Source organism: Marinilactibacillus piezotolerans (genome assembly GCF_900114235.1).
Lineage (GTDB): Bacteria > Bacillota > Bacilli > Lactobacillales > Carnobacteriaceae_A > Marinilactibacillus > Marinilactibacillus piezotolerans.
Map to the genome: position 1 here is coordinate 1 of NZ_FOSJ01000015.1, position 25,224 is coordinate 25,224.

24 protein-coding genes and 1 pseudogene are annotated in these 25,224 nt (G+C 35.1%); 7 read left to right on the forward strand and 18 right to left on the reverse strand.

All coding sequences use genetic code 11. From position 1 onward, the window contains the following. Positions 1-424: 424 nt before the first annotated feature. Both BM212_RS05150 and BM212_RS05155 read right to left on the reverse strand, forming a co-directional pair. Positions 425-1,324 (reverse strand): glycine betaine ABC transporter substrate-binding protein, encoded by a 900-nt coding sequence (locus tag BM212_RS05150; protein WP_072693578.1) that lies wholly within the window; start codon positions 1,322-1,324, stop codon positions 425-427. Positions 1,325-1,787: 463 nt separating this feature from the next. Next, the gene (locus BM212_RS05155) at positions 1,788-2,771 is read right to left on the reverse strand and encodes an NAD(P)H-quinone oxidoreductase (RefSeq protein ID WP_072693579.1); all 984 of its coding nucleotides are present in this window, start codon (positions 2,769-2,771) and stop codon (positions 1,788-1,790) included. Positions 2,772-3,030: 259 nt separating this feature from the next. Between BM212_RS05155 and BM212_RS05160 the strand changes: the two genes are divergently transcribed. Further along, positions 3,031-3,465 (forward strand): GNAT family N-acetyltransferase, encoded by a 435-nt coding sequence (locus BM212_RS05160; RefSeq protein WP_091896935.1) that lies wholly within the window; start codon positions 3,031-3,033, stop codon positions 3,463-3,465. A 77-nt stretch (positions 3,466-3,542) separates the two neighbouring features. Here BM212_RS05160 and BM212_RS05165 read toward each other — a convergent pair whose 3' ends face one another. The 3 genes and pseudogenes from BM212_RS05165 to BM212_RS05175 form a co-directional block, all read right to left on the reverse strand. After that, entirely contained in the window at positions 3,543-4,484 is a 942-nt protein-coding gene (locus tag BM212_RS05165) for an NmrA family NAD(P)-binding protein (protein ID WP_091896937.1), read from the reverse strand. Positions 4,485-4,604: 120 nt separating this feature from the next. Then, positions 4,605-5,498 carry a LysR family transcriptional regulator gene (locus BM212_RS05170; protein WP_091896940.1) on the reverse strand — a complete coding sequence of 298 codons (894 nt, stop codon included), beginning with the start codon at positions 5,496-5,498 and terminating at the stop codon, positions 4,605-4,607. Between the two features lie 13 nt (positions 5,499-5,511). After that, positions 5,512-6,203 (reverse strand): annotated as a pseudogene (locus BM212_RS05175) (aspartate/glutamate racemase family protein). A gap of 181 nt (positions 6,204-6,384) precedes the next feature. Here BM212_RS05175 and BM212_RS05180 point away from each other — a divergent pair. Further along, complete coding sequence (locus BM212_RS05180) at positions 6,385-6,885, forward strand: kinase (RefSeq protein ID WP_072693583.1); 501 nt, start codon at positions 6,385-6,387, stop codon at positions 6,883-6,885. Positions 6,886-6,943: 58 nt separating this feature from the next. Here the strand turns inward: BM212_RS05180 and BM212_RS05185 are convergent, their stop codons facing one another. The 4 genes from BM212_RS05185 to BM212_RS05200 all read right to left on the reverse strand — a co-directional run bounded on the left by BM212_RS05185 (position 6,944) and on the right by BM212_RS05200 (position 11,409). Further along, entirely contained in the window at positions 6,944-7,615 is a 672-nt protein-coding gene (locus tag BM212_RS05185) for a DUF6320 domain-containing protein (protein ID WP_072693584.1), read from the reverse strand. Beyond that, positions 7,612-9,024 carry a condensation domain-containing protein gene (locus BM212_RS05190; RefSeq protein ID WP_091896943.1) on the reverse strand — a complete coding sequence of 471 codons (1,413 nt, stop codon included), beginning with the start codon at positions 9,022-9,024 and terminating at the stop codon, positions 7,612-7,614. The genes BM212_RS05185 and BM212_RS05190 overlap by 4 nt, the downstream gene beginning before the upstream one ends. 32 nt (positions 9,025-9,056) lie before the next feature. Continuing rightward, the gene (locus tag BM212_RS05195; RefSeq protein WP_091896946.1) at positions 9,057-9,980 is read right to left on the reverse strand and encodes an alpha/beta hydrolase; all 924 of its coding nucleotides are present in this window, start codon (positions 9,978-9,980) and stop codon (positions 9,057-9,059) included. Between the two features lie 241 nt (positions 9,981-10,221). Beyond that, entirely contained in the window at positions 10,222-11,409 is a 1,188-nt protein-coding gene (locus tag BM212_RS05200) for an NAD(P)-dependent oxidoreductase (protein WP_091896950.1), read from the reverse strand. Between the two features lie 115 nt (positions 11,410-11,524). Here BM212_RS05200 and BM212_RS05205 point away from each other — a divergent pair, with 115 nt between their 5' ends. Then, positions 11,525-12,145 carry a DapH/DapD/GlmU-related protein gene (locus BM212_RS05205; protein ID WP_072693588.1) on the forward strand — a complete coding sequence of 207 codons (621 nt, stop codon included), beginning with the start codon at positions 11,525-11,527 and terminating at the stop codon, positions 12,143-12,145. 340 nt (positions 12,146-12,485) lie between these two features. Here BM212_RS05205 and BM212_RS05210 read toward each other — a convergent pair whose 3' ends face one another. From BM212_RS05210 to BM212_RS05240, 7 genes are all read right to left on the reverse strand, one after another. Beyond that, positions 12,486-13,406, reverse strand: coding sequence for an IS3 family transposase (locus tag BM212_RS05210; protein WP_087057658.1), 921 nt, complete (start codon positions 13,404-13,406; stop codon positions 12,486-12,488). A gap of 17 nt (positions 13,407-13,423) precedes the next feature. After that, positions 13,424-13,867 (reverse strand): HTH domain-containing protein, encoded by a 444-nt coding sequence (locus BM212_RS05215; protein WP_087057660.1) that lies wholly within the window; start codon positions 13,865-13,867, stop codon positions 13,424-13,426. Between the two features lie 151 nt (positions 13,868-14,018). Beyond that, positions 14,019-14,675, reverse strand: coding sequence for a DUF998 domain-containing protein (locus tag BM212_RS05220; protein ID WP_091896952.1), 657 nt, complete (start codon positions 14,673-14,675; stop codon positions 14,019-14,021). Between the two features lie 26 nt (positions 14,676-14,701). Then, positions 14,702-14,965: a hypothetical protein gene (locus tag BM212_RS05225; RefSeq protein WP_091761190.1), complete on the reverse strand. Its 264-nt coding sequence runs from the start codon at positions 14,963-14,965 to the stop codon at positions 14,702-14,704. A gap of 28 nt (positions 14,966-14,993) precedes the next feature. Next, the gene (locus BM212_RS05230) at positions 14,994-15,593 is read right to left on the reverse strand and encodes a class I SAM-dependent methyltransferase (RefSeq protein WP_091896955.1); all 600 of its coding nucleotides are present in this window, start codon (positions 15,591-15,593) and stop codon (positions 14,994-14,996) included. Between the two features lie 33 nt (positions 15,594-15,626). Next, the gene (locus BM212_RS05235; RefSeq protein WP_245750934.1) at positions 15,627-16,490 is read right to left on the reverse strand and encodes an alpha/beta fold hydrolase; all 864 of its coding nucleotides are present in this window, start codon (positions 16,488-16,490) and stop codon (positions 15,627-15,629) included. 85 nt (positions 16,491-16,575) lie between these two features. Next, positions 16,576-17,145 (reverse strand): TetR/AcrR family transcriptional regulator, encoded by a 570-nt coding sequence (locus BM212_RS05240; protein WP_091896961.1) that lies wholly within the window; start codon positions 17,143-17,145, stop codon positions 16,576-16,578. Positions 17,146-17,296: 151 nt separating this feature from the next. Between BM212_RS05240 and BM212_RS05245 the strand changes: the two genes are divergently transcribed. Then, positions 17,297-19,363, forward strand: coding sequence for an efflux RND transporter permease subunit (locus BM212_RS05245; RefSeq protein WP_091896963.1), 2,067 nt, complete (start codon positions 17,297-17,299; stop codon positions 19,361-19,363). A gap of 16 nt (positions 19,364-19,379) precedes the next feature. Beyond that, the gene (locus BM212_RS05250) at positions 19,380-21,758 is read left to right on the forward strand and encodes a YhgE/Pip domain-containing protein (RefSeq protein WP_091896965.1); all 2,379 of its coding nucleotides are present in this window, start codon (positions 19,380-19,382) and stop codon (positions 21,756-21,758) included. A gap of 180 nt (positions 21,759-21,938) precedes the next feature. Here BM212_RS05250 and BM212_RS05255 read toward each other — a convergent pair whose 3' ends face one another. Next, positions 21,939-22,904, reverse strand: coding sequence for an ABC transporter substrate-binding protein (locus BM212_RS05255; RefSeq protein WP_072693596.1), 966 nt, complete (start codon positions 22,902-22,904; stop codon positions 21,939-21,941). After that, the gene (locus BM212_RS05260) at positions 22,901-23,647 is read right to left on the reverse strand and encodes a polysaccharide deacetylase family protein (protein WP_232226922.1); all 747 of its coding nucleotides are present in this window, start codon (positions 23,645-23,647) and stop codon (positions 22,901-22,903) included. Before BM212_RS05260 ends, BM212_RS05255 begins: the two co-directional genes overlap by 4 nt. Before the next feature lie 85 nt (positions 23,648-23,732). Here BM212_RS05260 and BM212_RS05265 point away from each other — a divergent pair, with 85 nt between their 5' ends. Next, complete coding sequence (locus BM212_RS05265; RefSeq protein ID WP_091896968.1) at positions 23,733-24,446, forward strand: ATP-binding cassette domain-containing protein; 714 nt, start codon at positions 23,733-23,735, stop codon at positions 24,444-24,446. After that, a complete protein-coding gene (locus tag BM212_RS05270; protein ID WP_091896970.1) occupies positions 24,443-25,183 on the forward strand; it encodes an ABC transporter permease in 741 nt (246 codons plus the stop codon). Before BM212_RS05265 ends, BM212_RS05270 begins: the two co-directional genes overlap by 4 nt. Positions 25,184-25,224 lie beyond the last annotated feature (41 nt).

A 25,224-nucleotide genomic window follows, 5' to 3' on the forward strand; every position in this document is an offset into this window, starting at 1 on the left:
ATTACTTAAAGTAGCCGGGAAACTTGTCCAAACAGGTAGGCAAGTCTATCTTAAACTGTCTAGTTATCACGTTTATCATAAAGAATTCTATGCTGTCTTCGACCGCCTGAGGCGGTCCCATTCATGGGTATAAACTAAGCGGATACTATTTATTTAAGAGAAAAGTTCCAAGGGATAAGTGTGCCCAAAATTATACAAAAGTAATTTTTGGGCACTTACAAAAATGAAAAGAGTCTTTAAAAAGATTGTTTTGGGCAAAAGTTATCAAAATAAATAAAGCGAGAATGATTTTTTTAAGAGATTTACTTAAAATACAGAGTTATGAATTATTCAGGCTATATAGATAATATTATTGAATTAATAAACCCATTTATAAATAGAATAACATAACTAATATTTGGGTTCAAAAATGCTCTTATTCCCTTTAATCTTTGGAAGGCAAATCTTCTATTGAATCTATTTCCATATATTCAGGGACTGTAAACGCATTAACCGCACCACCAAGATTTTCTCCAAGATCATCAATATCTTCTCCATACTCTTCCATGAAAGCACCATGTGTCGATGGTAACCAAGGAGCTAGACTGGCGTCTGCTTCTCCAGTAGCAATCGACTGAAATATGATAGCTGGATCCACACTTGTAATCGTTACTGAGTATCCTTGTTCTTCCAAGACTAATTTCATTACATTAGCAGAAGCACGTTCTGAATCCCATGGAGTCGACACTAATTGTATTGCTTCTCCATTAACCGGCTCCGTACCAGCTACCCATTCATCTACTTTATCACGATTATCTTCAATCCAGTCTGCTGCTACTTCTTCAAATGGTGTATCTTGAGCCTCCAGCATAACTTCTTGCATATCTTCTACTTCCCAGTTAAACGCATCTAAAATAGCATAGGCATCTGGTAGATCATTCTCTAACCCAGTTCTAGCAATAGTATGAATCTGTTCTTCTTCTCCAAGTGCTAATTCTGGGTCTTCTAGCATCTTCAAATCATATCTCTCAAACATCCAATGCGGCGCCCAACCTGTTACTACTATCGGTTCTTCATTTTGAATAGCTTGTTCTAATTGTGTAAGCATTCCTGCTGTAGAGCTTTCTTGCAGCTCCCATCCTTCTAAATTATCGTAAACTTCCAGAGATTCTCTAGCTAATCCTGTGAGCCCTGCACCAGGTTCTATCCCAGTGATGGTGTAATCCATTTGCTCTCCTAAATTGGCTTCTTCTGTATCCTCTGCTCCGCCTTCACTACTACATCCGGCAAGTAACAAAGCCCCTGATACGATTGATATGGCTCCTATTGTTTTACGGTAAGTCATTCTTTTCCTCCTCATGATTTGGCTGCTATCTATTAGCTAATTCAAAAATCCCTAAAGTATAATTGTATGTATTTATTTTATTTCGAGTATAATTCTCAAAAAAAATAAACCATCTTATCCCTTTTTAAAACGATCCACGCTAGTCAGATAACAGACTCCACTTATCAGGTTAACATAATATAGAAAAATATTCAAAAATCATACTTTTTTCTTAATCTTTAAGAAATAATATACATTTACTTTAATGGTTACTTAGAGCTGGTTTCTTACCTGGGATCATATTATACTGCACTTCGTATTTCTTAACTGAATCAACCGTTATTTCTACAGTTTTTTTCATGCAAGACTTATTCATCGAAACTATAACTGATGATTAAAAAAAAGACTTCTCAAACCTTTGACAAAAGTTTAAGCAGTCTTTGATTAGTATTTAATTTTTCAAATATATAGTGCTTACCAATAATTAGTCTGATACTTTAAGAATAATTTTGCCTGTGTTTTCATTGTCCTCCATTTGACGGTGTGCTTCTTTTGCTTCTTCAAAAGGTAGTACAGAATGAATAATTGGTTTTATCTTACCCTCTTCAATCAAAGGCATAACATTGTCTATAAATTCTTTAGTCAATTCAGCTTTATATTCGTCACTTCTAGGTGTCAACAGTGTTCCTTTCAAAGAAACTCGTTTCTGTATCAATTTCATAAGTGAGACTTTTTCTACAACCGTTCCACCTAATGCCCCAATCAATACCCACCTGGCATCCAACGCACAACTGGATAGATTCTTATCCCAATAAGAAGCCCCTACGAAATCTAAAATGACATCAACTCCTTTATTATCGGTTACGCTGTTTACAATCTCATCAAAGGAATCTTTTTTATAGTTAATGGTATGATCTGCTCCTAGTTCCTTAGCTACAGACAATTTATTATTATGACCTGCCGTTGCAAATATAAAAGCGTCACTTAAGTGCCGCGCTAGTTGTATAGCGGCTGTCCCTACTCCGCTGCCAGCAGCATGAATGAGTACTCTCTGCTTGGGTTTCAATTCTCCTAACCAATACAGTGTCTGATAAGCCGTTAAAAATACTTCTGGAATTGCAGCAGCTTCTTCCATCGTCAGTGAATCATGGAATAAAATTGCACGATCTGCAGGCATCGTAACGTATTCGGCATAACCTCCATGATTAACTAGTCCAGCAACTTTTGCTCCCGGATTTAATTTGGATTCAGAGGAGTGATTTTCAACAACTACTCCACTTACTTCTACTCCAAGTATAGGATATGGAGTAGCAAGAGAGGGATTTTGTCTTGTCACAGTATCCGTTCTATTGATGCTCGCTGCTTTTACTTTTATCAGAATTTCTCCATCTTTCGGTTCTGGTTTCTCCCTATTTTCTATTATTAATTGTTCTCTTGAACCAGGTTCTTTTATCGTCCATGCACGCAATACAGTCGAGCTCCTTTACTTTTTTATACTATTTACTTCCTACTATCTCAGAAAGGATATTCATTCTAAATTCACTTAAATAGTTCCTATATTTAAAGGGTACTTCTATTATTAGAACTAGTCAATTTTTTATATTCATTCCTCAATATAGATTATACTGTTTAATTTTATAATTAAAGTTGAATCAATTAGACATATAATTTAATTTCGATATCTGATAAACTATTTTAAACTACATATACAACTGGGAGATAGACATATGTTAAGAAAAATCAGGCTTTCTGATGCAGAAAGAATTAGGAAAATCAATATAGAAGAATTAGGTTATGAAGTATCTATTGATCTAGTTAATCAGCAGATTAAGAAGTTATCAAATGACAGTACCCATCATTATTTTTCAGTATACGAGGATGAAGAAACTGCTAATACTATTGGATACGTCCATGCAGAAATTTATGAATCACTTTATGCAGAACCAATGTTTAATGTCATGGCGCTAGCAGTAGACAAGGATCATCATAAAAAAGGCATTGGTAAAGTTCTAATGCAAGCTTTGGAAAAAGAAGCTCTGCTTAGAGGACTCACCGGAGTTAGACTAAACTCCGGTGAAGTCAGAACTGAAGCTCATAAGTTTTATGAACATATTGGCTATGAATCGAACAAATATCAGAAAAGGTTCGTTAAATTTCTTTAGCAAATTTTTCTTTGCAAAAAAAAGAAGACTTAGCCTCTCTTAAGTCTTCTTTACTTATTTAATAATCGCCCCAATTGTTAGTTATCTGTTGAATTTCTTTGTCCTACTTGATATTCATCTGCACGTGCAAACATGTATGCTACTGTTCTTGGTTTTTCCCCAACTAATTTTTCAAAGTCATTTGTGAAAGTAGATAGTTTTCCTTCACGAATCGCTTGTCCGAAGGTTACCATACCGTCACTTGAGTAAGGAGCTGGAGAATCTTTTTGGAATTCACCATCTGTGGTACGCGGAACACCCAATGCATCAAAAACAGCATAGTTTTCTTCATCAGTAGTCGCTTTGTAAGTAACATGATTTCCCGTTTGTTCATTACCAATTGCCACAAATTCACTCATCGTCAATGATTCAGCACCATTTACATTTATGATTTCATTTTTTAAACCATCATTTACTAATGCATACATCGCTGCTTTAGCACAGTCTTTTCGTGAGATAAACGGCATTTGTCCATCTCCCGCATTATTAGCAAGTACACCATCTGCTTCGGCAGAGTTCAAATAAATTGTAATCATTGCTTCTGCATATTGAGAGTTTCTCAAGAATACATAATCTAATCCAGATTGTTCAATATACTGTTCAGTAAATGCATGATCAATTTTTTCTACGCTTGGATTTTCCGGATCTTGAGCGTTCACTAGAGAAGTATAAAGAATCCTGCTTACACCTGCTTTTTTCGCAGCATCTACAGCATTTTTATGAGCACGTTGTCTCTTTTCTCCAACAAAAGGAGCTGAGATGATCAGTAATGCATCTCCACCTTTAAAAGCTTCTTCTAACGTTTCCGGGTGGTTGAAATTCGCAACACGAACATCAAATCCTTTATCCTTAAATTCCTTCAAACCTTCTTCAAAAGGACAAGTAAAAATCAGATTTTCTTTATCTGTTAATTTAGTTATATTCCGCGCCACATAACCACCAAAGTTTCCGTCTACCCCTGTTACAATGTACTTTGTCATGTGAATCGACTCCTTTATCTATAGTTTGTGATTCTTTTATCAATAATACGATTTTAGTATAACACTCTATAAAAAGAATCAAAGATACTATATTCTAATAGTAATGATTAGTAAAACTTATTAAGATACTGTACTGAAATAGTCTGAACATAACTCTATAAATACTTTTACATCTTCTCGAAGATTTCTTTTTCTTCTACCTACCGCAAATGTTGCTCCATGGTGAGAATCATTAATATCTAAAATATGAACTTTGTCTGTCTCATTAATTACTTCTTTGCTAGTCCACGCAATGCCTCGGTTCAATCTAACATCCAAAATAAGCTCGTCTAAGTTGTCTACATACTTCACAATATTAGGAGTGAATCCATCTTCTCTAAATGACCGCATAAAATCCGCATAGAAATTAGGTCCTGATTTTTTCGATAATGAAACCACTGGAACATTTTTCAACTCTTTTGAATCAATACTTTTGCATTCAGCTAATGGATGTTCGGGTGAACATATCACACAAATTTTATGTTTGATTAATTCTGTTACGGCTATAGTGGTATGATAAGAAAGATCATTTGATATTCCAAAAGCTACATCTAGTTCACCACTCAGAAGTTGATCAACACCTGATGAAAAACTACATTTTGTTACTTTGATTACTTTCTCCGGATATAACTTTTCATAACGAACAATAATATTAGGTAAATGTTTTGATTCTAACGGCCCAGTAATTCCGATATGTAGTATCTCTTCTTCTGCGTTTGCGAGTTTGTACATCTCATTTAACACATCAACTTCTTTATATAGGATATCTTTGCAGAAAGCATAATATTTTTCTCCTGCTTTTGTTAGTCTTGGTTTATAAAATGTACGATCAAATAAAGGAATATTCAAATCATTTTCTAAAGAAGCTACTTGCTGACTAATAGCTGATTGAGTGATATAGTGAGCTTTCCCCGCTGCTGAAAAAGAACCCTCTTCTACTACCGCTAAAAAATATAAAATTCTTTTATCTAACATCTCTTTACCTTCTTTACTTTTTCAATGCCCAGTTTACTGCTTCCATTGCATGAATAGTTGTCGTATCAAAAATTGGAATACTAGACTCTTTTTCTTTAATCAATAATCCAATTTCTGTACAGCTTAATATAATACCTTCTGCACCATTTTCTGCTAATTCTTCTATTACTTTTTCAAAATATTCACGTGATTCCACTTTGATTTTACCAAGACATAATTCACTAAAAATCACTTCATTGATCTTATTTCGTTTATCCTTAGATGGAATAACGACTTGAAATCCACTTTCTTCTATTCTAGAAATATAGAAGTCTTCCTCCATTGTATAACTTGTTCCAAGTAAACCAACTTTTCTTATATTAAATTTTTTCAATTCCTTGGCTGCAGCATCTGCAATATGTAAAATAGGTATATTGATTTTTTCTTCTATTGAAACAATCACTTTGTGCATTGTATTTGTACAAAGAACAATAAAATCTGCCCCGGCTTTTTCTAAAGACTGGGCTGCGTCAGCTAATTTTTCTCCTGCCCTATACCATTCTCCATTTATTTGATAATGTTCAATTTCTTCAAAATCCACACTATACATTATACACTCTGCTGAATGAAGCCCCCCTAATTCTTCTTTTACTTTTTCATTGATTAAAAATAGTATTCAGCTGAAGATTCCCAACTCATTCCACCGATTAAACCTATTTTTTTCATTTATAATCCTCCTATAAATTCCAAACGCTTTCTTTTACCAATTTTACTTTAAAAATATATAAATTAAAACCTATGTTTCTATTTCACTTTAAAAATTCTAAAAATAATCATACTTTTTATAATTTTAACTTTTATTGCAAAATGGTACTATCAAATAGAAAATATATTTAAGGAGGACGTTATGACGAAACTGATTATTATCAGAGGTAATTCTGGAAGCGGGAAAACGACTTTAGCTAAAGAATTGCAAGTACTTCTTGGAAGAAATACTATGCTTCTCTCTCAAGATGTAATTAGAAGAGACACGATGCGGACGCCCGATGGACCAAACTCGCTTATTATTCCGTTAATTTCTGATATGGTTCGTTACGGAAAAACCGTTTGCCCTTATATTATTGTAGAAGGGATTTTTAAAAGCGATTGGTATTTTAAAATGTTCGAGGAGTTAGTTGAAATCTGCGAAGAAAAAGCTGCTGCCTATTATTTTGAACTTACTTTTGAAGAAACTTTAAGAAGGCATCAAACTAGAGATAAAACTCAGGAATTCGGTGAAGAAGCAATGCGTCGTTGGTGGAACGAGAAAGATTACATAGACTTTCTCAATGAACAAACGTTAACAGCTACAGATGATTTATCAATGATTTTAAATAAAATCAAGAAGGATTTAAACCTTTTAAACTGAATTATCTGAAAAAAGTGCTGAAAAAATTCAGCACCTTTTCATGACTATCTATTTAAAATCAAACGTCTACAATTTTTCTTAACGTTTTCAAGATTTGCTTCCCATGTAAAGCGATAACTGACCAGAACATTACAGTACTGATCAAAAATGAAATCCAACTTGGTAAAGGATGGGTTGTCCAGCCAAGGAATAAAAAAACTAAAGGTATAAGCCCTAACAATGCAGCTGCCTGAAGATAGAGCACATAATCTCCAGTATCAAGACGTACGACTTGGATGGCTAAAAACATAGCAATCAATGCAAAAGTACAAATAATAGGAATTGAATAGGTTATTGACCAGGCTGACCATCCATTTGAATAGTCAAAGTACAGGCTAATTACAGACAAAAAAATAATTAAATAAACGATTCCTTTGGTTATGTTTCGACGCTTACGAATGATAATCAAGACGACCATCCACATACTCATAATTCCAAATAAAACATAGTCTAATCCAAAAACCTGAAAAGACCAGAACCATTGTATGATAAAGTAAGCCACAATAACCAAAACAGACACTAGTGAAAGCAGTTTAGTAACTTTCTCTCTGTTAAATCGTAAAGGAACAACTGGAAATGGTCCTTGGTTTTCTTCTTCATTTTCCTTCTGTTCAGCAAAAGGGCTCTGACAAAGAGGACATACATCCCAATCACCTTTTACTTTCGCATGGCACTGTATGCATTGTTTCATTTTATTTGGCTCTCCAATTCTTCTTTAGTCACCCTGTTTGTTCCCACTATAACCTCTATAGATTGTTCGGTCAGTAATTCCACAAATTTTTTCTGAATATCTGTTTCTATAAAAGGCGTTGTAAAACTTAGGGTGAGGCAATCTTCATGGCTGATCATACAAAACTGTGGACGAATTGCTGAAGTATGAAAATAGATACCTTGTATATATGGTAGGACTTCAGTAGGGAAATTTGCTTTCCCTAAGTTTGACATTGCAACTGTAACATTTCTATTATTAGAAAGATTAATTAATTTTAAAATTAAGTCTTTTAATGGTCGGACGGTTACTCTAATAAACGGATTTAACTCGAATGAAATAAATCGATTCACTCGTTTTTCCAGATATGTCGGGCTTGTCTGTGCTTTTAATTGTCTAGAAAGTTCCTGACATATTTCTGCAAGGTCTAGTTCTCTCTCATTTTCAAAAGTTATGGCTAAATGAGTTGTCGTGAAAAAATTCCGAGCAGAACTTGAAGGAAAAAATTGGCGGAGATTGACGGGTACAGAAATTGTCACTGTCGCTTTTCCTGATTTTTCTTCTTTAGTTTGATAAACAGATATGATATATAAAGCAATCAGATAAACTGTAAGGGAAACATTATATTGCTTTGCAAGCTCGATTATTTTTTTCAATGATAATTCTAGCTCAATCACTCGCATTCGATTATCCGGTGTTCTAGTTCCTTTGATACGGTAGATATGCTGTTCTTTCTTATTTTTTCCTCTATTTGTTTCTAACTCATTAGTCGTATCATCTGTGGACAGCTCTAATTTATTTGATTTTATTTCCCTGTCTGCTTCTCTATCTAGATAAATTTTTTCAAGCGCAGAAAGAGTTGCTTTAGTAAAATTCTTTTGTCTACTTTTTCTAAAATACTGTGCAAAGCTATCTTCTGACTGATTTGTTATTCTCTTTTGGTCTGGATTTTTTTCTATATCACTTGGTTCAAGATATTTGAACGATACATATTCAGAAATTAGGTCCTCAAAAAACCACAGCGCTCCTGTTCCATCAGATAGTGCATGAAACACTTCTAAGTGCACACGATTTTTATGATATAAAACTCTGAATAACAATTCTTTTCGGTCAAAATGATAAATAGTCGCGCAAGGGGACGTTGTCTCAGGCCTTATGACAGGCCTTAATTCGCTCTCTTCTAAATAATACCAGAATATTCCCCTTCTAAGTACGCTATGATACAAAGCGTATTGTTCATAAACTCTATCCAAAGCTCGCTGTAAATGTCTAGGATTAACATCCCCCTTTAATTCAGCACTCAAACGAAAAACTTTAGTATCCACATTATTTTTAGCTGCCAGAAAAATATTAGAAGCATTATCAAGCCTTACCCATTTTTGTTTCTCCATCAGCCTCTCACCTCTCTATTTGAGCTGTTTTGTTATGTACGTGTCAAAAAATCATTCATGATTCGATAGGCTTCATCTAAGGGTGCCGCGAATTTTGGATAAGTAATAAATCCATGAACGGCATTATTGACACGATGCAGTCTCACTTTATTTCCAGCTTCAAATAGAGCTTTTGCATACGCCTCCCCTTCATCACATAGTGGATCATATTCAGCCGTAATAACAAGCGTTTCGGGCTGATTCGACAGATCTTCTGCCATCAAAGGCGCAACTCGGTAATCTTTTCTGTCTGTCTCATCTGGGACATAGAGTTTCATGTAACTCTGAATTTTATCAATTGTCAGGCCATATTCATGTCCATTAGCTCTTATAGATTCAAATGGCGACTGTTCAGAATGATCCCAATATGTTACGGGATAAAGTAACACTTGTTTATACGGTATTGTCAGCCCTCTATTTCTTAGTAATAATGATACAACAGCTGCCAGATTTCCCCCAGCAGAATCTCCCATAATAATCCATTTAGATACATCTCCTGGCCCAGTAAATTCTAATTGTTCCAGTAAAATTTCAGCAACCCGAAAACAATCTTTTAATCCAGCAGGATATGGGTATTCAGGAGCTAAGCGATAGTCTACCGAATAAATAGTGCGTCCCAACGTATCTGCCAGATTAATACAAGCTCTTGTATAGGAATCGATATCGCCGATGACCCAGCCGCCCCCATGAATATACAAAACCGGCTCACTATATTTTTGTTCCTTTGGTTGGAATACTCGAACTCCAATTTCATGTGACTGATCTTCAGAATAAATCTGATCATCCAATATCCGATATGTTTTCTTGGGCTTAGCATAAAAAATTTGTTGTAGTTTTCTTATTGATTGATAATCTTCTTGAATGTCTATCCTCGGTGATGATAACAACTTTAAAATTATTTTGAAAAATGGATTCATATTTTGACCTCTTTGCCTTTTAACTTTTCTTTAGTTTAGCATGAAAAGATTATAGTGACACTGAAAACAAAAAATACTATAGTTGATAGAAAAAGCCTAATGCTCATTAGCGCAGGAACCTAAGATTAAATGATCAATTCAGATGTCATCGCGCATACTCGCTGACATTATTTTTCTTAGTTAAAAAAGCAAAGAGACTATACTATCATCCTCTTTGCCTTATAAAATGTTTTTTAACTTATTATTTAATTATTTTTTTAACTTTTCGACGCTTTTTATATTGCGGACGTTTTAACAGTCTTACTTTCTTAATGTCATTGATGGTTTCTATTTTTTCAATAGCTCTTTCTATCTGGCTCTGATCATTGTCGAGATCAATTAAAACATATACGCATTCACCTTTACGATTCGTCATCATCTCGCCTATTCTCAAATCAAACTGATTAAAAATCTGCATAATATCTGGTAGGATATCCATCGTTTCTTTATAAAATAGAGTCACTCGATAAGGTAAATGGAAAAGCTGTCTAGCTGAAGGGAAGTTGACAGAATCTCTGACTGTTCCATAAATAAGGAAATCACTGAGTGCTTTTCTTGCTAGTCTTTCTCCTCCTTCTAAAGCTTCTTGTGTATTCCCGCCAATATGCGGTAACATAATGACTTTATCGTTCCCCAAATAAGCTTCTTCCGGAAAATCCGTATAATACCCTGCTAAGCTATCTTCTTTTAAAACTGCAAGCATACCTGTTGTATCAACGATTGGTCCTCTGCCAAAGTTGAAAAGATAAGCTCCCTGTTTCATTTGTCGCAACCGTTCTTCAGATAATAGCCCTCTTGTTTCTTCTGTCAAAGGAAGAGCAATCACTACAAAATGTGACTGACGTAATAATTCATCCAAATCTACTTGCTCTAAAAAATCTAGCCCTTGATCTCGTCTGGCATATCCTAAAACTTCCATCCCCAAATCATAAGCACTTCTTGCAATTTGGACACCAATAGCACCTAATCCGACTACGCCAATGACTTTTCCTTGGAGTTCTCTTCCGATAAATTCTTCCCGTCTCGCTTCTGCCTGCAATAAGATATCTTCTCCACTAAGAGTCTGAACCATTTCTGCAGCTTTAGTGAGCGGTCTAACCACTGAAAAAAGTGTACTAATTACTGCTTCTTTTACTGCATTAGCATTCACTCCAGGTGTATTCAAAACAGCTACACCCTGCTCTGTAGAGGCTTCGACATTGATTGTATTGACACCAACTCCTGATCTGGAGATGACCAGCAACTTATCCGTTATGAGCGAATCTGGAACAGTTGAACTTCTAACCATAATTCCATACGGTTCATCTGTATCTTTAACATAAGCTTTAGCCAGTTTTAATCTGGAAAGCTGCTTATTAGTGAAAGAATCGATTACCTTTATGTCATACATTTTATCGTCTCCTATGTAGGATTTCTTCAACAAAAAACTTTATAGCCTCTATTCCACTTTGCTTTTTATTCTATCATTGGTTACACTAAAATAAAAGTTTAGGAGGGTGTTTGGAATGCACATTGAAACGATACAATTATATCCTGATCGTCCTGTCATTGGAGTCCATAGTCAAGTAAAAGATACCACTTTTGAAGAGTATGTGGAACTAGGAACATTTAACAGTGTAGACAATTCTAGTATTGGCGGTTATAGCTATACAGGAAGTTACTGCTACATTCAAAATTCTGTAATTGGAAGATTTGCCAGTATTTCTGATATGGTTCGAATTGGACCAACCAATCATCCTTACGAACGCCCTTCTCAGCATTTATTTGCTTATAACGGCGATGGTTATGGCTTCCCAAATAAAGATTCCCAATTTTTGGAAGGCAGAAGACAAAAAGTTACCACGATTGGCAATGATGTGTGGATCGGTCACGGCGTAACGATCCAATCTGGCATTACTGTGGGAGACGGAGCCGTCATCGGTGCAGGTGCCGTAGTTACTAAAGATGTTCCTCCTTATACAATTGTTGGAGGCATACCTGCCAAACCACTAAAAGAAAGATTTCCGAAAGAAATCCAGGAAAAACTTCTCAAAATAAATTGGTGGAACTGGTCCAGAAAAGAGCTTGAAGAACATTATGAAGACTTAAAACTACCTATTGAAGACTTTGTTGAAAAATTCATCTAATCAAAAAAAGCACTTGTTTCCACTTACAAAATGTAAAGTGGACCCCATATCAAGGACAATTTGATAAAAACCCCTTATAAATTCTTATCGCTCCTCCTATGATGACGTCATAGGAGGAGCGATAAGACGTTTAAGCCTGGATCACTACTTAGGTTTCGGATGGCGATTATCCAATGAAAAATGAATAAGAAAGATTTTCGCAGTCCAGAAACCCTTGATTTCTCAATCTTTAAAGACGCATACAGAACGCGTTTATCCAAACTGGATTTAGCTTTTCATTATCCCGCTATCTTCAAACCTGAAAAATGGAAACAATTAGAGGAAAAGTATATTGATCGCTTTAATGAGGATGTTCTATCGGTGCTTGAATCTCAGGAAAATCAGGCATTCTCACCAAATGACTCAGAGGATATACTCCTGTTTTAAAATAATCGTAGTATTGATTAGGAGATAGTTTCGCCAGTTTCCACTGATAGCGTTCTGTATTATGATAATCCATATAGTCATCGATGATGCGATGAAGGTCTGAGAATGCCTCCACATCACCAAGATAGGCTATTTCATCTTTCATATGTCCAAAGAAGGATTCTTGAGGAGCGTTGTCCCAACAGTTTCCTCTTCGCGACATAGATTGACGAAGTTCTTTATCCACGAGTAATGTTTGAAATTTCATACTAGTATAGTGCATGCCCTGGTCGGAATGGATCAGGGTTTTCTGTTGTCTTGAAATCTCATGGTTGATCAAAAGGTCTTCGATCATCTCTAAAACAAAATCAACACTTAAGGATTCACTTAATTGATACGCTAAGACTTGGTTCGTGAATGCATCAATCACAACAGATAAATAAGCTTTCCTTCCTCGCCCATAGAAGAGATAGGTGATATCTGTCAAGAGGATCTTTCGTGGTCCATAGGCTCTAAACTTTCTATTAACGAGATTGGGTTTTAACGCATGTTCCTGGCGTGCCTTCGCCATCCGTTTATACGGATTCGGTTTTCTTATAGGGCAGAATAGTCCAAACTTCCTCATTAGGCGCTGGATCTTCTTCCGATTCATGAGTATTTCCATGTGTAACAATCGCATATGTACCCCTCTGGATCCTTTATCATAGCCGCGATATGTATAGGCTTCGCGTATCAAATCAAAATCGTGTTGATCTTGTTCATCTCTTTTCTTTCGTTTCTCTTCAGATTTCAACCAGTTGTAATACCCAGAACGTGAAACTAAAGCAATCTCACATAACCATGATATATTTAACACATTTTGATCTCGCTTTGTTAGGTCTTTGATGAGTTGGAATTTTTCTTGTGTGAAGCCCTCTTGGCCTTCCGGTGGATAAAATTTGTTTTTTTTAGAGCTTCTATCTGTTGTTCTTGAAGGGCGACTTTATGTTTCAAATAGGCAATTTCCTCTTCCTGTGTTCGTTCTTTAATAGGAGGTCTTCCACTGGACTCACTACGTAAATCCGTATATCCTTCTAATCGATGACTCATAGTTTTTATTCGTCTAGAAAAAGTTTTTATACGGTCTTTCCCTAACACCGTCACATCAAAATCTGCGTCTCTAAATATTTGCGTAGGTCCTTTTTCGAGAGCTTTTTCTTTAGCAAAATGTTCTTTGAAGGTCTCTGTGTAAGTAATAGCTTTAAGTGATACTTTCTCTACATAAGGATTTTCTTCAAGCTTTTTTCGTTCTTCCTCAGTGAAATAGTTTTTCCCCATTTGAATACTCTCCTATGAACTCATATAGTTGGGTTCATTATACAGTAAAGAACCCTATAAAATAGTGAACGAATAAGGGTTTTTTATCCGTGTCTATTCTATAGGGTCCAGTTTAATGGTAATAAGTGCTTTTTTACTTATCCGCTATTTATTAAAGGGCATACTGCTGGATTTTATATTTTTTAATCAGCCAAAAGCCAAATATCAGATTCCATGCTGTCATCGTATAAACCGATAACCGTTCAAACACCGCAGAATTATCGGTATTAGTTAATAAAAATGTAACGAACATGATTAGACCAAAATTACCTAACAGTAATGCGGTTGCTTTAACTATATACCCCTGTTTTTCCAGTTTAAGGTATATGCCCATTAATAATAAAGCACAATTCCCTCCTATAATCGCCATTGCTGCTCCAATAAGATGCATACTCGCATAGTCGTAAGTTTCTCCCGGAAAAAGACCCACAAGAACATTTCCGAATCCTTGGATGAGTGCGAAACATAATACAGACCACTTTGCTTTATCTTTTATCAAAGGAAGGGCAGCAATATAACTACCAGCAGAGAGCATTCCGTATAGTATAAATCCTGTATTCATAACTCCTGCTAAAGGAGAATACACTTCTCGCCCATCAATCATCAGTCTTTTAGATACACCTAAATCACTAATATAATGAAAGCTGTAACTATATTCCGGATCTGTCCAAGCTTGAGCAGAAATGGCTTCTGTAATTAGATAAACAGTAGAAGCCATCACAAATAATATCGCACCTCTCAGAATTCTTTTTGAAAGAAATTTCCTCATTATTTAATTACTCCTTGATTTTCTTGTTAAAAGCCAATATAAGTAAACGGTGATTGAACTCTTTTAGGATTACCTGAGTCATCTACGAAATGATATCCTGTAAATTTTATGTGCTTAGGAAATAGTTCAATCCCATTTATTTCATTGATAGCGATCCCTGAATCAGCAAAATTATATCGGATCTGTCTTCTCCCTTTACCAATATAAAAAATTGTTTTATCGTCTGGATTTACCAGTGCATAAACATAATATTGTAAATGATCTATAACTTCCTGAGTAAATGCCTTCATGATATTCCTTCTTCAGCCTATTTTTCTGTTAATTCTTCTGACTAATCGCGATAAACACATCCGCATCCTGATTCATGAACACGTCTTTCGCATGATGAAAGTTTCTAATTTCACTAGACTGAAATCCTATTTCAGAAAGAAGTCTCTTCAATTCATCCCGTTTGAATCCACTATGGACTTTAGGGTGTTTAACCTTTTCGTTATAATCAAAATCAACAATGATTAGTTTGCCGCCTTTATTTAAAACAGAATAGACATTCTCCAATATTGCTCTAGTATTTGGAATATACAGTAATACCAATGACATCATAACAATATCTGCTTTAATCTCTGGTACTTCCTGGATGAAATCAGCTAGTAAGGTTCGAGTATTCTCTAATTTACTTTGTTTTATTTTTTCATCTACGACTTTTAACATTTCATTGGATGAATCCACCATGATCAGTTCAGATACTTCATGTGCTAACTGCACACTAATCAGTCCCGTTCCGCTTCCGTAATCAATCATCGTTTTTTCTTGGCTATCTGCTAATTGTGTACTGACTTCTTTACTGATAATATTTGCCAACTTAATTCTTTCCGGCGTATCATATCTCTTTGCCATATCTTCAAATATGTTCTCATTCACTATTTATCATTCCTCTCTATGTTCTTTTATTTTTTATATTGCACTGATAAAATTAGTAATTAAATGGCTAATCTGTTCCGGTTTTTCATGATGTAACCAATGTGTAGATTCTCCTAGTATGGTTCCTTGGCCTTGATCACAGAACTCTAGACTTTTTTCAGCCAGTTTCCAACTTAAAAATTGATCTTTCATTACCCAGATAACGTAAGTCGGTACTGTAATCTGGTCTGTTACTTTAGCAGAGGCAAAAAATTTTAAATTGGCACGATACCAGTTGATCATCGACTGCATTGCGTTTGGCTTAGACCAAGCCAGTCGATATTCTTTTAAGTCATTTTTGCTAAATGTTCTTTCATTACTTGTATTCTGTATTGCTTCTGTTGCTAGCTGCCAATCTGATCGACTAGCCATTTTTTCTGGTATCCCTTGCAACTGAAAGAAAAGAATGTAAGAACTTTTCAAAAGTTGTGATGGATGTTTCAGAACATGTTTACTCATTGCGGACAAATGTGGAGCATTCAAAATAACCAACTTGTTGATCAGTTCCGGATATTCTTTCGCAACTTGCCAGGCAACCATACCTCCCCAGTCATGGCCAACAAGACATACTTTTTCTTTTCCGGTCTGCTTGATCAATCCCACTATATCTTCAATCAAGTAATTCATCTGGTATTCTCTTACTTTCTCTGGTTTATCACTAAGATTATAGCCTCTTTGATCAGGAGCCCATACTCGAAATCCTTTTTCTGCTAAGGCTGCCATTTGATGTTTCCAGCCATACCAGAATTCTGGAAATCCATGAAGTAATAAGACCAAGTCACCGTCTTTTGGGCCTTGCTGTGCTACATGTAGTTTAATACCATTCGTTTCCACATACTCGTACTCTATCTTTTCCATACTCATTTCTTCCTTTCGAGTCTGGTTGGATTACTTTTCTATAAAATAATTATATAAAAAAAATTAAAAATCTTTCAATAACACTTTACTCTCCCTTTGAGACAGTATTTCCTATAATTTTTTTAATAATTTCAGCAAGTTCCTGATGAGTCTGATTTTGCCCTGTTTCATACCATGTTTTGAAAGTTCCGATTACTCCACGAATTAGAAAAGCAGAAACTAGTCGATGATACTCTGGTTCAACTTCAGGAAAAGCGCTCTGTAGAATATTACGAGAATGATAGTCTACCCATCCATCTATTCTTGAAGAAAAAGAGCGACTACCGTTTGGCCCTAAAAGAATATAGATAATCTCTCTCTTTTCAGACAAGCTAAAAAATAAGACATCTAGCAAAGATGCAGGGTTAATTTCTTTTGAGAGATTCTCATCATATTGGTCAAACATCTTTTCTAATTCTGTAAAAACATCATCTTCCAATTCATCCAATAGTTCATAAATATCAGAATAATGAAAATAGAAAGTTCCTCTATTAATTTCCGCTTTTTCTGTTAATTCTTTTACTTTAACTTGATGAATTGATTTCTCTTTCAAGAAATAAATCAATGCATCTTTCAAATTTCTTTTTGTTTTTTGTACACTTCGATTTTCAGTCATTTTTTTCCCTCTTTTCAACACTTTCACTTTATTTGTTTAAATTTCAACAAATGGACAGTGACTGTATGTTGTACTTTCATCATTAGCTACTATAATTAACACTAGTTCAAATTTCAACATTTGTCAAAATAACAAGAAAGAAGTAGATTGTATGAAGGAAAGATTATTTAGAGCGATTGTGCATTATAGAAAGACAATTATTTATACCTTCGCTTTATTAGGAATTATATCCATATTCTCAGCCCAATTCGTAGGAATTAATAATGATATGACAGATTATTTACCCAATTCTTCTCCGTCCACCCAAGCTATAGATGTGATGAAAGAAGAATTCCCACCCCAACCATCCAGTATTCGTGTAATGATTGAGGAAGCGGATATAACAGAAGCTATCAAAGTGAAAGAAGCGCTCTTAGAGATCAACCATATTGATTCTGTTGATTGGCTAGATGATCATGAAGATCTCGAGAAACCGATTGAATTAATGGATCAAGAGACTGTAAAAGACTACTATCAAGATGGCAAAGCCTTAATGGCGATTTCCGCTGAAGTTGATGGTAACGAACAACGAGATGAACTGATTGAAAAAATTAGAAATGTGATCGGTAAAGAAGGAAAAATGGATGGGCAGCTCGTACAAGATTACGAACTGGATCAGCATACTAGTGTCGACTTATACTCTACGATCAGTTTTGCTGTTATTATTGCTTTTATTGTATTAATTTTTTCTACATCCTCTTGGATAGAACCCATTTTAATTTTAGGTACGATTGGATTAGCCATTTTAATTAATAGTGGGACCAATATCTTTTTAGGTGAAATTTCTTTTGTTACTAAGAATGCTTTCCCTATCCTACAATTAGGTGTTTCGATTGATTACTCTATCTTCTTACTACATCGCTATGAGGAGTATCGTAGAGAGGGTCTCCTTCAAGAAGAAGCTATGGTCAAAGCTTTAAAAAATTCTTTAGGCTCTGTTTTATCTAGTGGATTAACGACCGTTATCGGCTTTGCTGCTTTAATATTAATGAAATTTGGAATAGGAGCAGACATGGGAATTGTATTAGCAAAAGGGGTAATCTTTAGCCTTCTTTCCGTGTTTATTTTCCTACCTGCGATGACTTTAGTCTGTGCAAATTTACTAGAAAAAACTATGCATCGTTCTTTTATTCCGTCTTTAAAACCCTTGGCTAATTTTGTATACAAGGTTCGCTTTGTAGCTGTTCCTTTATTAATTATATTTGCTGGTGTATTTTTTTTCGCCCAACAGCAAAATGATTTTTACTATGGAAATTCTAAATGGCTCCCATCAGACAATAAAGTTGTACAAGAACAAGATGCCATTGAACAAGATTTTGGCCATGAAAATCTAATGGCTTTAATGTTTCCTAACGGTAATGAAGAAAGCGAAAAAGAAATGATTGAAGCCTTAGATGAGTTTTCTGACGTCACAGCAGTGGAAGCATATTCAAATGAAGTCGGTTGGTCTATCCCAATTCAGTATGTTCCTGAATCTACTAGAGAAATGCTGCACTCAGAAGATTACACACGAATGGCTATAGAAACTTCTTTACCAGCAGAAAGCACTGAAACCTTTGAGATGATTGATACCATTAGAGAGAAAGCCGATAGCTTATTCGGTGAAGACTATCTTCTAGCAGGAGATAGTGTTTCGACTTATGATTTAAAAGATGTCATCAGTTCGGATCAGCGTATTGTAAATATCACTTCCATTATTGGCATACTGATCGTCATTATGTTTGCCTTTAAATCTCTGATTCTTCCAGCTATTCTCGTTATGAGTATTCAAGCTGCTATTTGGATCAATTTGGGTCTCCCTTATTTTAGAGGAAGTGCATTATTTTACATTGCCTTTTTAATCTTAAGTTCTGTGCAATTAGGTGCTACCGTAGATTACGCCGTTTTATTGACAGATCGTTATATAGAAGAACGGCATTTACACTCGAAAAAAGAAGCACTTCTAGCTTCAATAGAAAAATCTGGAGAAAGCATCCTAGTCTCTGGAGTTATTATGACTTTTGCAGGACTGCTTTTTGGAATATTCTCCACTAATCAAGTGCCCGCTCAAATAGGATATTTATTAGCTCAAGGAACGTTACTATCTATGCTAGTTGTATTTTTTGGTTTGCCGATCCTACTATATATATCAGATAAGTGGATCGAAAAAACAACCTTAAATACAAATTTTGAAAAATAGAAGGAGAAAATTAAAAATGAAAAAAACAATTATTGGTTTAAGCTCACTTTATATCGCTGCTAGCTCTATTACTTTTCCTGTAATGGCTGAGGAAAATAGCGATGAGTCCAATTATTCAAAAGAAGAATTAGTCTACTCTACGATTGATCTTTCTGGAGACTTAAAAGAAATGTATGTAACAAATCTTTTCGAGATGGATGATGCAAATGAAATTGAAGACTTTGGGAACTATAATGAACTGCGACTACTCAATACTAAAGATTCTGATTTAAATTACGCTAATAAAGAAGCCCATATTCTTACCAACGAAAACCGAGTATTCACTCAAGGTGAAGTAGCAGATAAACAATTACCATGGACATTTGATTTCTCTTATACTTTAGATGGAAAAACAGTTGATCCTCATCAAGTCGCTGGTAAAAGCGGCCAAGTTACTGTTCAAGTATCCATTTCACCTACTGATGAGTCCAATGAAAAATTAATGGATTTTTATGATCATTATGCTTTGCAGATCAGTACTTCGCTAGACCTTGATACTCACTATAACCTAAAAAGTGAGAATGGAATCATCAGTACTGCCGGAAATAAACAGCAAGTTCAATGGACAGTACTACCTGGGCAAGATGATCCACTTTCTTTCACAGTTGAAACAACTGAACTAGAAGAACTGGATTGGTCAATCAACGGTGCTCCCCTTAGTCTAGCCCTAGGAGATGATTTATTTGATATATCTTCTTTTACAGATCCTTTACAAGAACTGGAAGATGGAATTACAACACTTGATGGTGGCGCACAAGCTTTAAATAACGGTAGCACTGACTTGACTAGCGGAATCCAACAGCTCCTAGGCGGAAGTAATCGTTTAACATCTGGGACTAATCAATTATCAAGTAAAAGTCAACTGCTTGTAGAAGGTACAAGTAAAGCCTATAAACAATCAGAAAACCTAGCATCTGGTCTAAACACTTTAAATAAAGGCAGCAATCAACTCGCTCAATCTACCAATCAACTCAAAACAGGTAGTCAGGAATTAAATGAAAAATCTACTCAATTATTCAACGGTCTTGATAAATTGGATAATGGAATCTCAGATCTATCAAGTGGCCTTGGAGAAATAGAACAAGGTTTAAATACATTAGATGGTAAATCTGCATCATTAACCGAAAATTCAGCGTTGATACTAAAAGCCCTACAAACAATGCAAGCAAAAGTGGATAATATTGAAGTAGCATTCAATGATGTATCAGAATTAAGTGAAGCTGCAGATGGTATTGGTTCTGGATTATCAGCGCTCGATAATGGTATAGCTGGAATGGATCAGACTATTGATCAATATGATTCTACGCTAAAAGAAACTGGATTAGCACCTACAGATTTAGCTGCACAGAACAAAAATTATCAAGAATCAATTCAAACTTTACAAAATCAAATCAAGACCCTTCAACCATTAGTTGAAGAAGGATTAATTGAACAAGCTTTAGTAGATGAGTTAACAACTACCCTAAACCAGACAAAACAGCTTTTAAACGTTAATGTACAGTATATCTCTGGTAGTGATTCACTTATTAACGGTATCCATAATCAAGTGGAAGAAGATGGTGCTCTAAAAAGTGGAAGTACCCAGTTAATTAATAACTATCAAGCATTTCATACTGCTATCAATGAGCTTGTGACTGGAATTGCTGGCTTATCTGACGAACTTGCTCCTCTTCAAGAAGGTGTCGATCAGTTAACTGAAAATTATTCATCTCTTGATCAAGGTGTACAGGATTATACGGAAGGCGTTCACCAGCTTGCTAACGGAATAAATAAAGTCACAGCTGCAAGCAAACAATTAGATAGCGGTTCTACCAGTCTTATAAATGGCGGCGAAGCTCTTGAAAATGGAATTAATCAGTTATCTGATGGTGCTACGCAATTAAATCAGGGAGCAGATAATTTAACTCAAGGAATTGACGATGCTCATACTGGTTCCCTTGCATTTATAGAAGGAATAAGCCAACTTTACAATGGAACAGTTGCTTTACAATCTGGAGCTCAAGATTTATTTATTGGAGTAGATGATTTATCTGAAGGGATTAGTGAAGCAGAGGCCGGTTCAACTGATCTCTCCAATGGAGCAAATGAATTAGCTGAAGGGACTTCAGAACTTCAAAATGAAACAGCAGGTTTACCAGATAAAACTAAAGATAAAATAGATGACGCTATTGAAGAATTTTCTAATTCAGATTATGAGGTTCAATCTTATATGGACGATCGAAACGATCATGTCGATAATGTTCAATTTGTCATCCAATATCGTGCCCAAGAAGAAGGCACAGAAGATCAAACTACTGACAACAGCTCTGAAGAACATGTAAGTTTATGGCAAAAACTCTTGAATCTATTTACTTAAAATCAGATTCAACTAACGCTCACTTAAATTTGCAAATTAAAAATTGAGACAACATTAGTAATAAATAAAAATACCGCCCAATCCTGATAATCTAAATCTGGATTGGGCGGTATTTAAATTTAATTGACTTTTCATAATTTCAATCATCAAATACGTAGATCTCATCGACTTATCTCTATACTATTCTTCTAAATAACTGAAATCTGTCAACTCATCATACGTATAGGTTTGTTCGATCTGTTCTTTGTTTTGTGTCCATTCAATGATTTGATCAAACTGGTCTTGATCAACCGCTTTAGCATACGGATAGTTTTCTTTCTGGGTATCCAAATACGTACTCATAGCATCTGGAAACTGATATTTTGATAAGATATCAGCATATTCACTTGCATCATGTTCATTCATGTAATCAATCGCTTTATTGTAACCAATATAAAATGCTTGAATATCTTGAGGTCGTTCTTCTAAAACACTATCCATGAACTGAATCGTTCCTCCATTAATTCCTGACTCTTTTGAACTACCCAGGATCACAGCACCTTGTTCAGCCAACATGCTGGCTTGTGGTTCAGTATAAACCGCTGCATCTACTTCTCCTTTTAACAAAGCCTCAGAACGAGTTGAAAATGAAGGGATATCAACCACCTCATAAGTAAAATCTTGTTCTTCAGCAAAAACATCCATGATATATTCTAGAATAAAGTTCGGTACCAAAGTGATTTTCTTATTAGCTAGTTCTTTCATTTCTGTAATTCCTGACTGAGGTGATGCCAGAATTTTGAAATCTTCTAGAATGCCAGAAGTGATTGTCATATCTGTTTCATTTTGCTTAAAGGTTGCTTCCGTCATAACATCACTGATTGTACCGTCTAACTCTTTTGATTGTATAGCTACGTTACGGTCATTTGGTGAAGAAAATGATTCTATTTCAACATTGGTTCCTTCTTCTTCAAAGAATCCTTTTTCATTTGCTAATATAATCGGAATAGCTGACTCAGCTGGCAGAACACCAAAGCGGATAGTTTCTCCTGTTACCTTTTCTTCATCTTTTGATGCAGCGTTTGTTTCATTACTTTCTTGTGTATCGCAAGCTGCTAAACTACCTGCTGTAAGAAAAGCAAGTAAGCTCATTATTAATTTTTTCATTTTTGTTCTCCTAACATTTCTCTAAATTTATCTATCGGTAAACCTTCAATCACGATATTTCTATGCAACTCTAAAGGCGGTGTACTACTAGTATTGATTCCTGGTTCAGTCGTAAAAGCTAGCTTGAAATGTGAATTCAACAATGTCTGAACGTTATTTTGATTATATAGACCAAATGGATAAGCAAATACGTCCTTTTCTTCCACATATTGATTACAACTTTCTAAATCTCGAATAAATGATGCTTCTGATTCCCACATTATTCGACTTTTTTCTATTCCCTCTCGTTGATGGAAATGATGAGTATGGTTAGCATATGTAAAAATATCTGCCATTTCTTCCAATTCCTTAAAACTTAATACTTGAGAAAAGTTTTCTTTATAAGGCTGCTCTTCTTCAAAAATCCACCCCGTTGGTTCAAAAGATACTGCCTTAATGCCCATTTCTTTAAGTACCGGATAAGCATATTTTTTCTGAGATTGATAACAATCATCAAATGTAATCAAGACTGATTTTTCTGGTAATTTCTGATCTTCATAATAAAATCCTTTTATTTCATCAAGCGATAAGAAATGGTACCCCGCTCCTTTCAAGTAGTTCAATAATTCACAAAAATAATCAAGGCTATTGTATAATGGCATCGGTAAACTATCCTTATACCCATCTGCTACTGAAATAGGTCTCTGACCTAAAGAAATTTCGTTTTTGGAACGAATTTCATGAAATACTAATGTTGTAAACAATGAATTATCCTCCTTTTTTCCTTCCATAGTATAACATAATTGTGTACTATTAAACTAAGTAAATTAGATTGAAGGCGAATATTCTATGGGAATTATCATCAAGAATTTAAATTTTATTTATGAACAGAATCAGATATTTAAAAATACTGATTTTCACTTTGAAGATAACAAAATCTACACTTTAGTAGGACCATCTGGCATCGGAAAAAGTACATTACTTGATGTATTGACAGGTTTCAAAAAACCTCAGTCTGGTACCATCTCTTATCAAAATGTACAAAAGTCAGAAATGTTGACTATTTTTCAGAATAATCAAATTTTTCCTTGGTTAACTGTTTCTGAAGCACTAGCTCTACCCTTTAAAATCAAAAATATTTCCAAAGAGCAGACAGATTCCAGAGTAAAAGAACTTTTAAAAATATTTGAATTAGAAGCATTAGCTTATAAAAGACCAAACGCTTTAAGTGGTGGCCAGCTTCAGAGAGTGGCTATTGCTCAAGGACTAACACTAGACCCAAAATTTCTACTTTTAGATGAACCAACCTCTTCGCTGGATCAAGAAGCAAAAGAAGAAATTCAAGACCGCCTGCTAGATGAACAGCATAAAAGGAATAATACCATGATCATTGTTACCCACGATATTGAAGAAGCTGCCTATCTAGGTCAAGAAATTATACTAGTCGCAAATCAGCAATTAAACAAATTAGAGAATCCAACATTCGGGAGAGAAAATCGTCGCCACTCGCTCGGTTTTTATGAGTTTTGCATCCTATTAAGAAAGCAGGTGAGACAACTATGAAGAAATCATATTCATATTTTTTCTATTCATTATTTTTGGGTGTGCTGTCTTATCTGAGTGTATGGATCCTACTTTTTATTCTTTCAAATAATCATGCTATTCCCAGCCCTACAGTAACAATAATCAAAATGTGGGAAATCAGAGAATTACTGGGATTACATATGCTCGCTAGTAGTTTAAGAATTATCATTGCTCTTTTACTAGCTATTATTACTGGCGTTCCGCTCGGAATTCTGCTGAGTATGTTTCCTAGATCTGACCATTTACTCTCTCCTTTGCTATATTTTTTGTACCCATTACCGAAAGTTGCTTTTCTACCCGTTTTCATGCTGTTTTGGGGTCTAGGAAACTTTTCTAAAATATTATTACTATTTTCTATTATTGTTTTACAAGTGATTATCTTAGTAAGAGATGGAGCTAAGATGATTCCTGAAAATTATCAAAGAATTATGGTTAACTTTCAAGCTAGCATCTGGCAGCAAATTCGCTATCTGATTTTACCCGCTATTTTTCCAAATATCCTTGCTAGCTTACGCGTCAGCATTGGTATTGCTTTAGCTTCTCTTTTCTTTGCAGAAAATTATGCTACAGATTACGGTTTAGGGTACCTTATCCTGAGTGCCTGGACTAAAATGGATTATCCTGAAATGTTTGCAGGTATCTTCTGCATTGCTTTACTGGGATTTTTCTTTTTTAGAGCAATCGACGCTTTAGAACGATTTTCTTATAAAGAATAGTAAAAACAAATTGTAGTAATAAAAACAAAGAACAGCACAGC

What these genes read in the sequence shown, in the direction of transcription:
- BM212_RS05195 (WP_091896946.1), bottom strand. Translation starts at nt 9,980, where the DNA reads ATGAATCCATTTTTCAAAATAATTTTAAAGTTGTTATCATCACCGAGG.
- BM212_RS05160 (WP_091896935.1), top strand. Translation starts at nt 3,031, where the DNA reads ATGTTAAGAAAAATCAGGCTTTCTGATGCAGAAAGAATTAGGAAAATC.
- BM212_RS05235 (WP_245750934.1), bottom strand. Translation starts at nt 16,490, where the DNA reads ATGGAAAAGATAGAGTACGAGTATGTGGAAACGAATGGTATTAAACTA.
- BM212_RS05215 (WP_087057660.1), bottom strand. Translation starts at nt 13,867, where the DNA reads ATGGGGAAAAACTATTTCACTGAGGAAGAACGAAAAAAGCTTGAAGAA.
- BM212_RS05165 (WP_091896937.1), bottom strand. Translation starts at nt 4,484, where the DNA reads ATGACAAAGTACATTGTAACAGGGGTAGACGGAAACTTTGGTGGTTAT.
- BM212_RS05185 (WP_072693584.1), bottom strand. Translation starts at nt 7,615, where the DNA reads ATGAAACAATGCATACAGTGCCATGCGAAAGTAAAAGGTGATTGGGAT.
- BM212_RS05245 (WP_091896963.1), top strand. Translation starts at nt 17,297, where the DNA reads ATGAAGGAAAGATTATTTAGAGCGATTGTGCATTATAGAAAGACAATT.
- BM212_RS05220 (WP_091896952.1), bottom strand. Translation starts at nt 14,675, where the DNA reads ATGAGGAAATTTCTTTCAAAAAGAATTCTGAGAGGTGCGATATTATTT.
- BM212_RS05255 (WP_072693596.1), bottom strand. Translation starts at nt 22,904, where the DNA reads ATGAAAAAATTAATAATGAGCTTACTTGCTTTTCTTACAGCAGGTAGT.
- BM212_RS05190 (WP_091896943.1), bottom strand. Translation starts at nt 9,024, where the DNA reads ATGGAGAAACAAAAATGGGTAAGGCTTGATAATGCTTCTAATATTTTT.
- BM212_RS05205 (WP_072693588.1), top strand. Translation starts at nt 11,525, where the DNA reads ATGCACATTGAAACGATACAATTATATCCTGATCGTCCTGTCATTGGA.
- BM212_RS05265 (WP_091896968.1), top strand. Translation starts at nt 23,733, where the DNA reads ATGGGAATTATCATCAAGAATTTAAATTTTATTTATGAACAGAATCAG.
- BM212_RS05270 (WP_091896970.1), top strand. Translation starts at nt 24,443, where the DNA reads ATGAAGAAATCATATTCATATTTTTTCTATTCATTATTTTTGGGTGTG.
- BM212_RS05240 (WP_091896961.1), bottom strand. Translation starts at nt 17,145, where the DNA reads ATGACTGAAAATCGAAGTGTACAAAAAACAAAAAGAAATTTGAAAGAT.
- BM212_RS05150 (WP_072693578.1), bottom strand. Translation starts at nt 1,324, where the DNA reads ATGACTTACCGTAAAACAATAGGAGCCATATCAATCGTATCAGGGGCT.
- BM212_RS05170 (WP_091896940.1), bottom strand. Translation starts at nt 5,498, where the DNA reads ATGTTAGATAAAAGAATTTTATATTTTTTAGCGGTAGTAGAAGAGGGT.
- BM212_RS05200 (WP_091896950.1), bottom strand. Translation starts at nt 11,409, where the DNA reads ATGTATGACATAAAGGTAATCGATTCTTTCACTAATAAGCAGCTTTCC.
- BM212_RS05225 (WP_091761190.1), bottom strand. Translation starts at nt 14,965, where the DNA reads ATGAAGGCATTTACTCAGGAAGTTATAGATCATTTACAATATTATGTT.
- BM212_RS05180 (WP_072693583.1), top strand. Translation starts at nt 6,385, where the DNA reads ATGACGAAACTGATTATTATCAGAGGTAATTCTGGAAGCGGGAAAACG.
- BM212_RS05250 (WP_091896965.1), top strand. Translation starts at nt 19,380, where the DNA reads ATGAAAAAAACAATTATTGGTTTAAGCTCACTTTATATCGCTGCTAGC.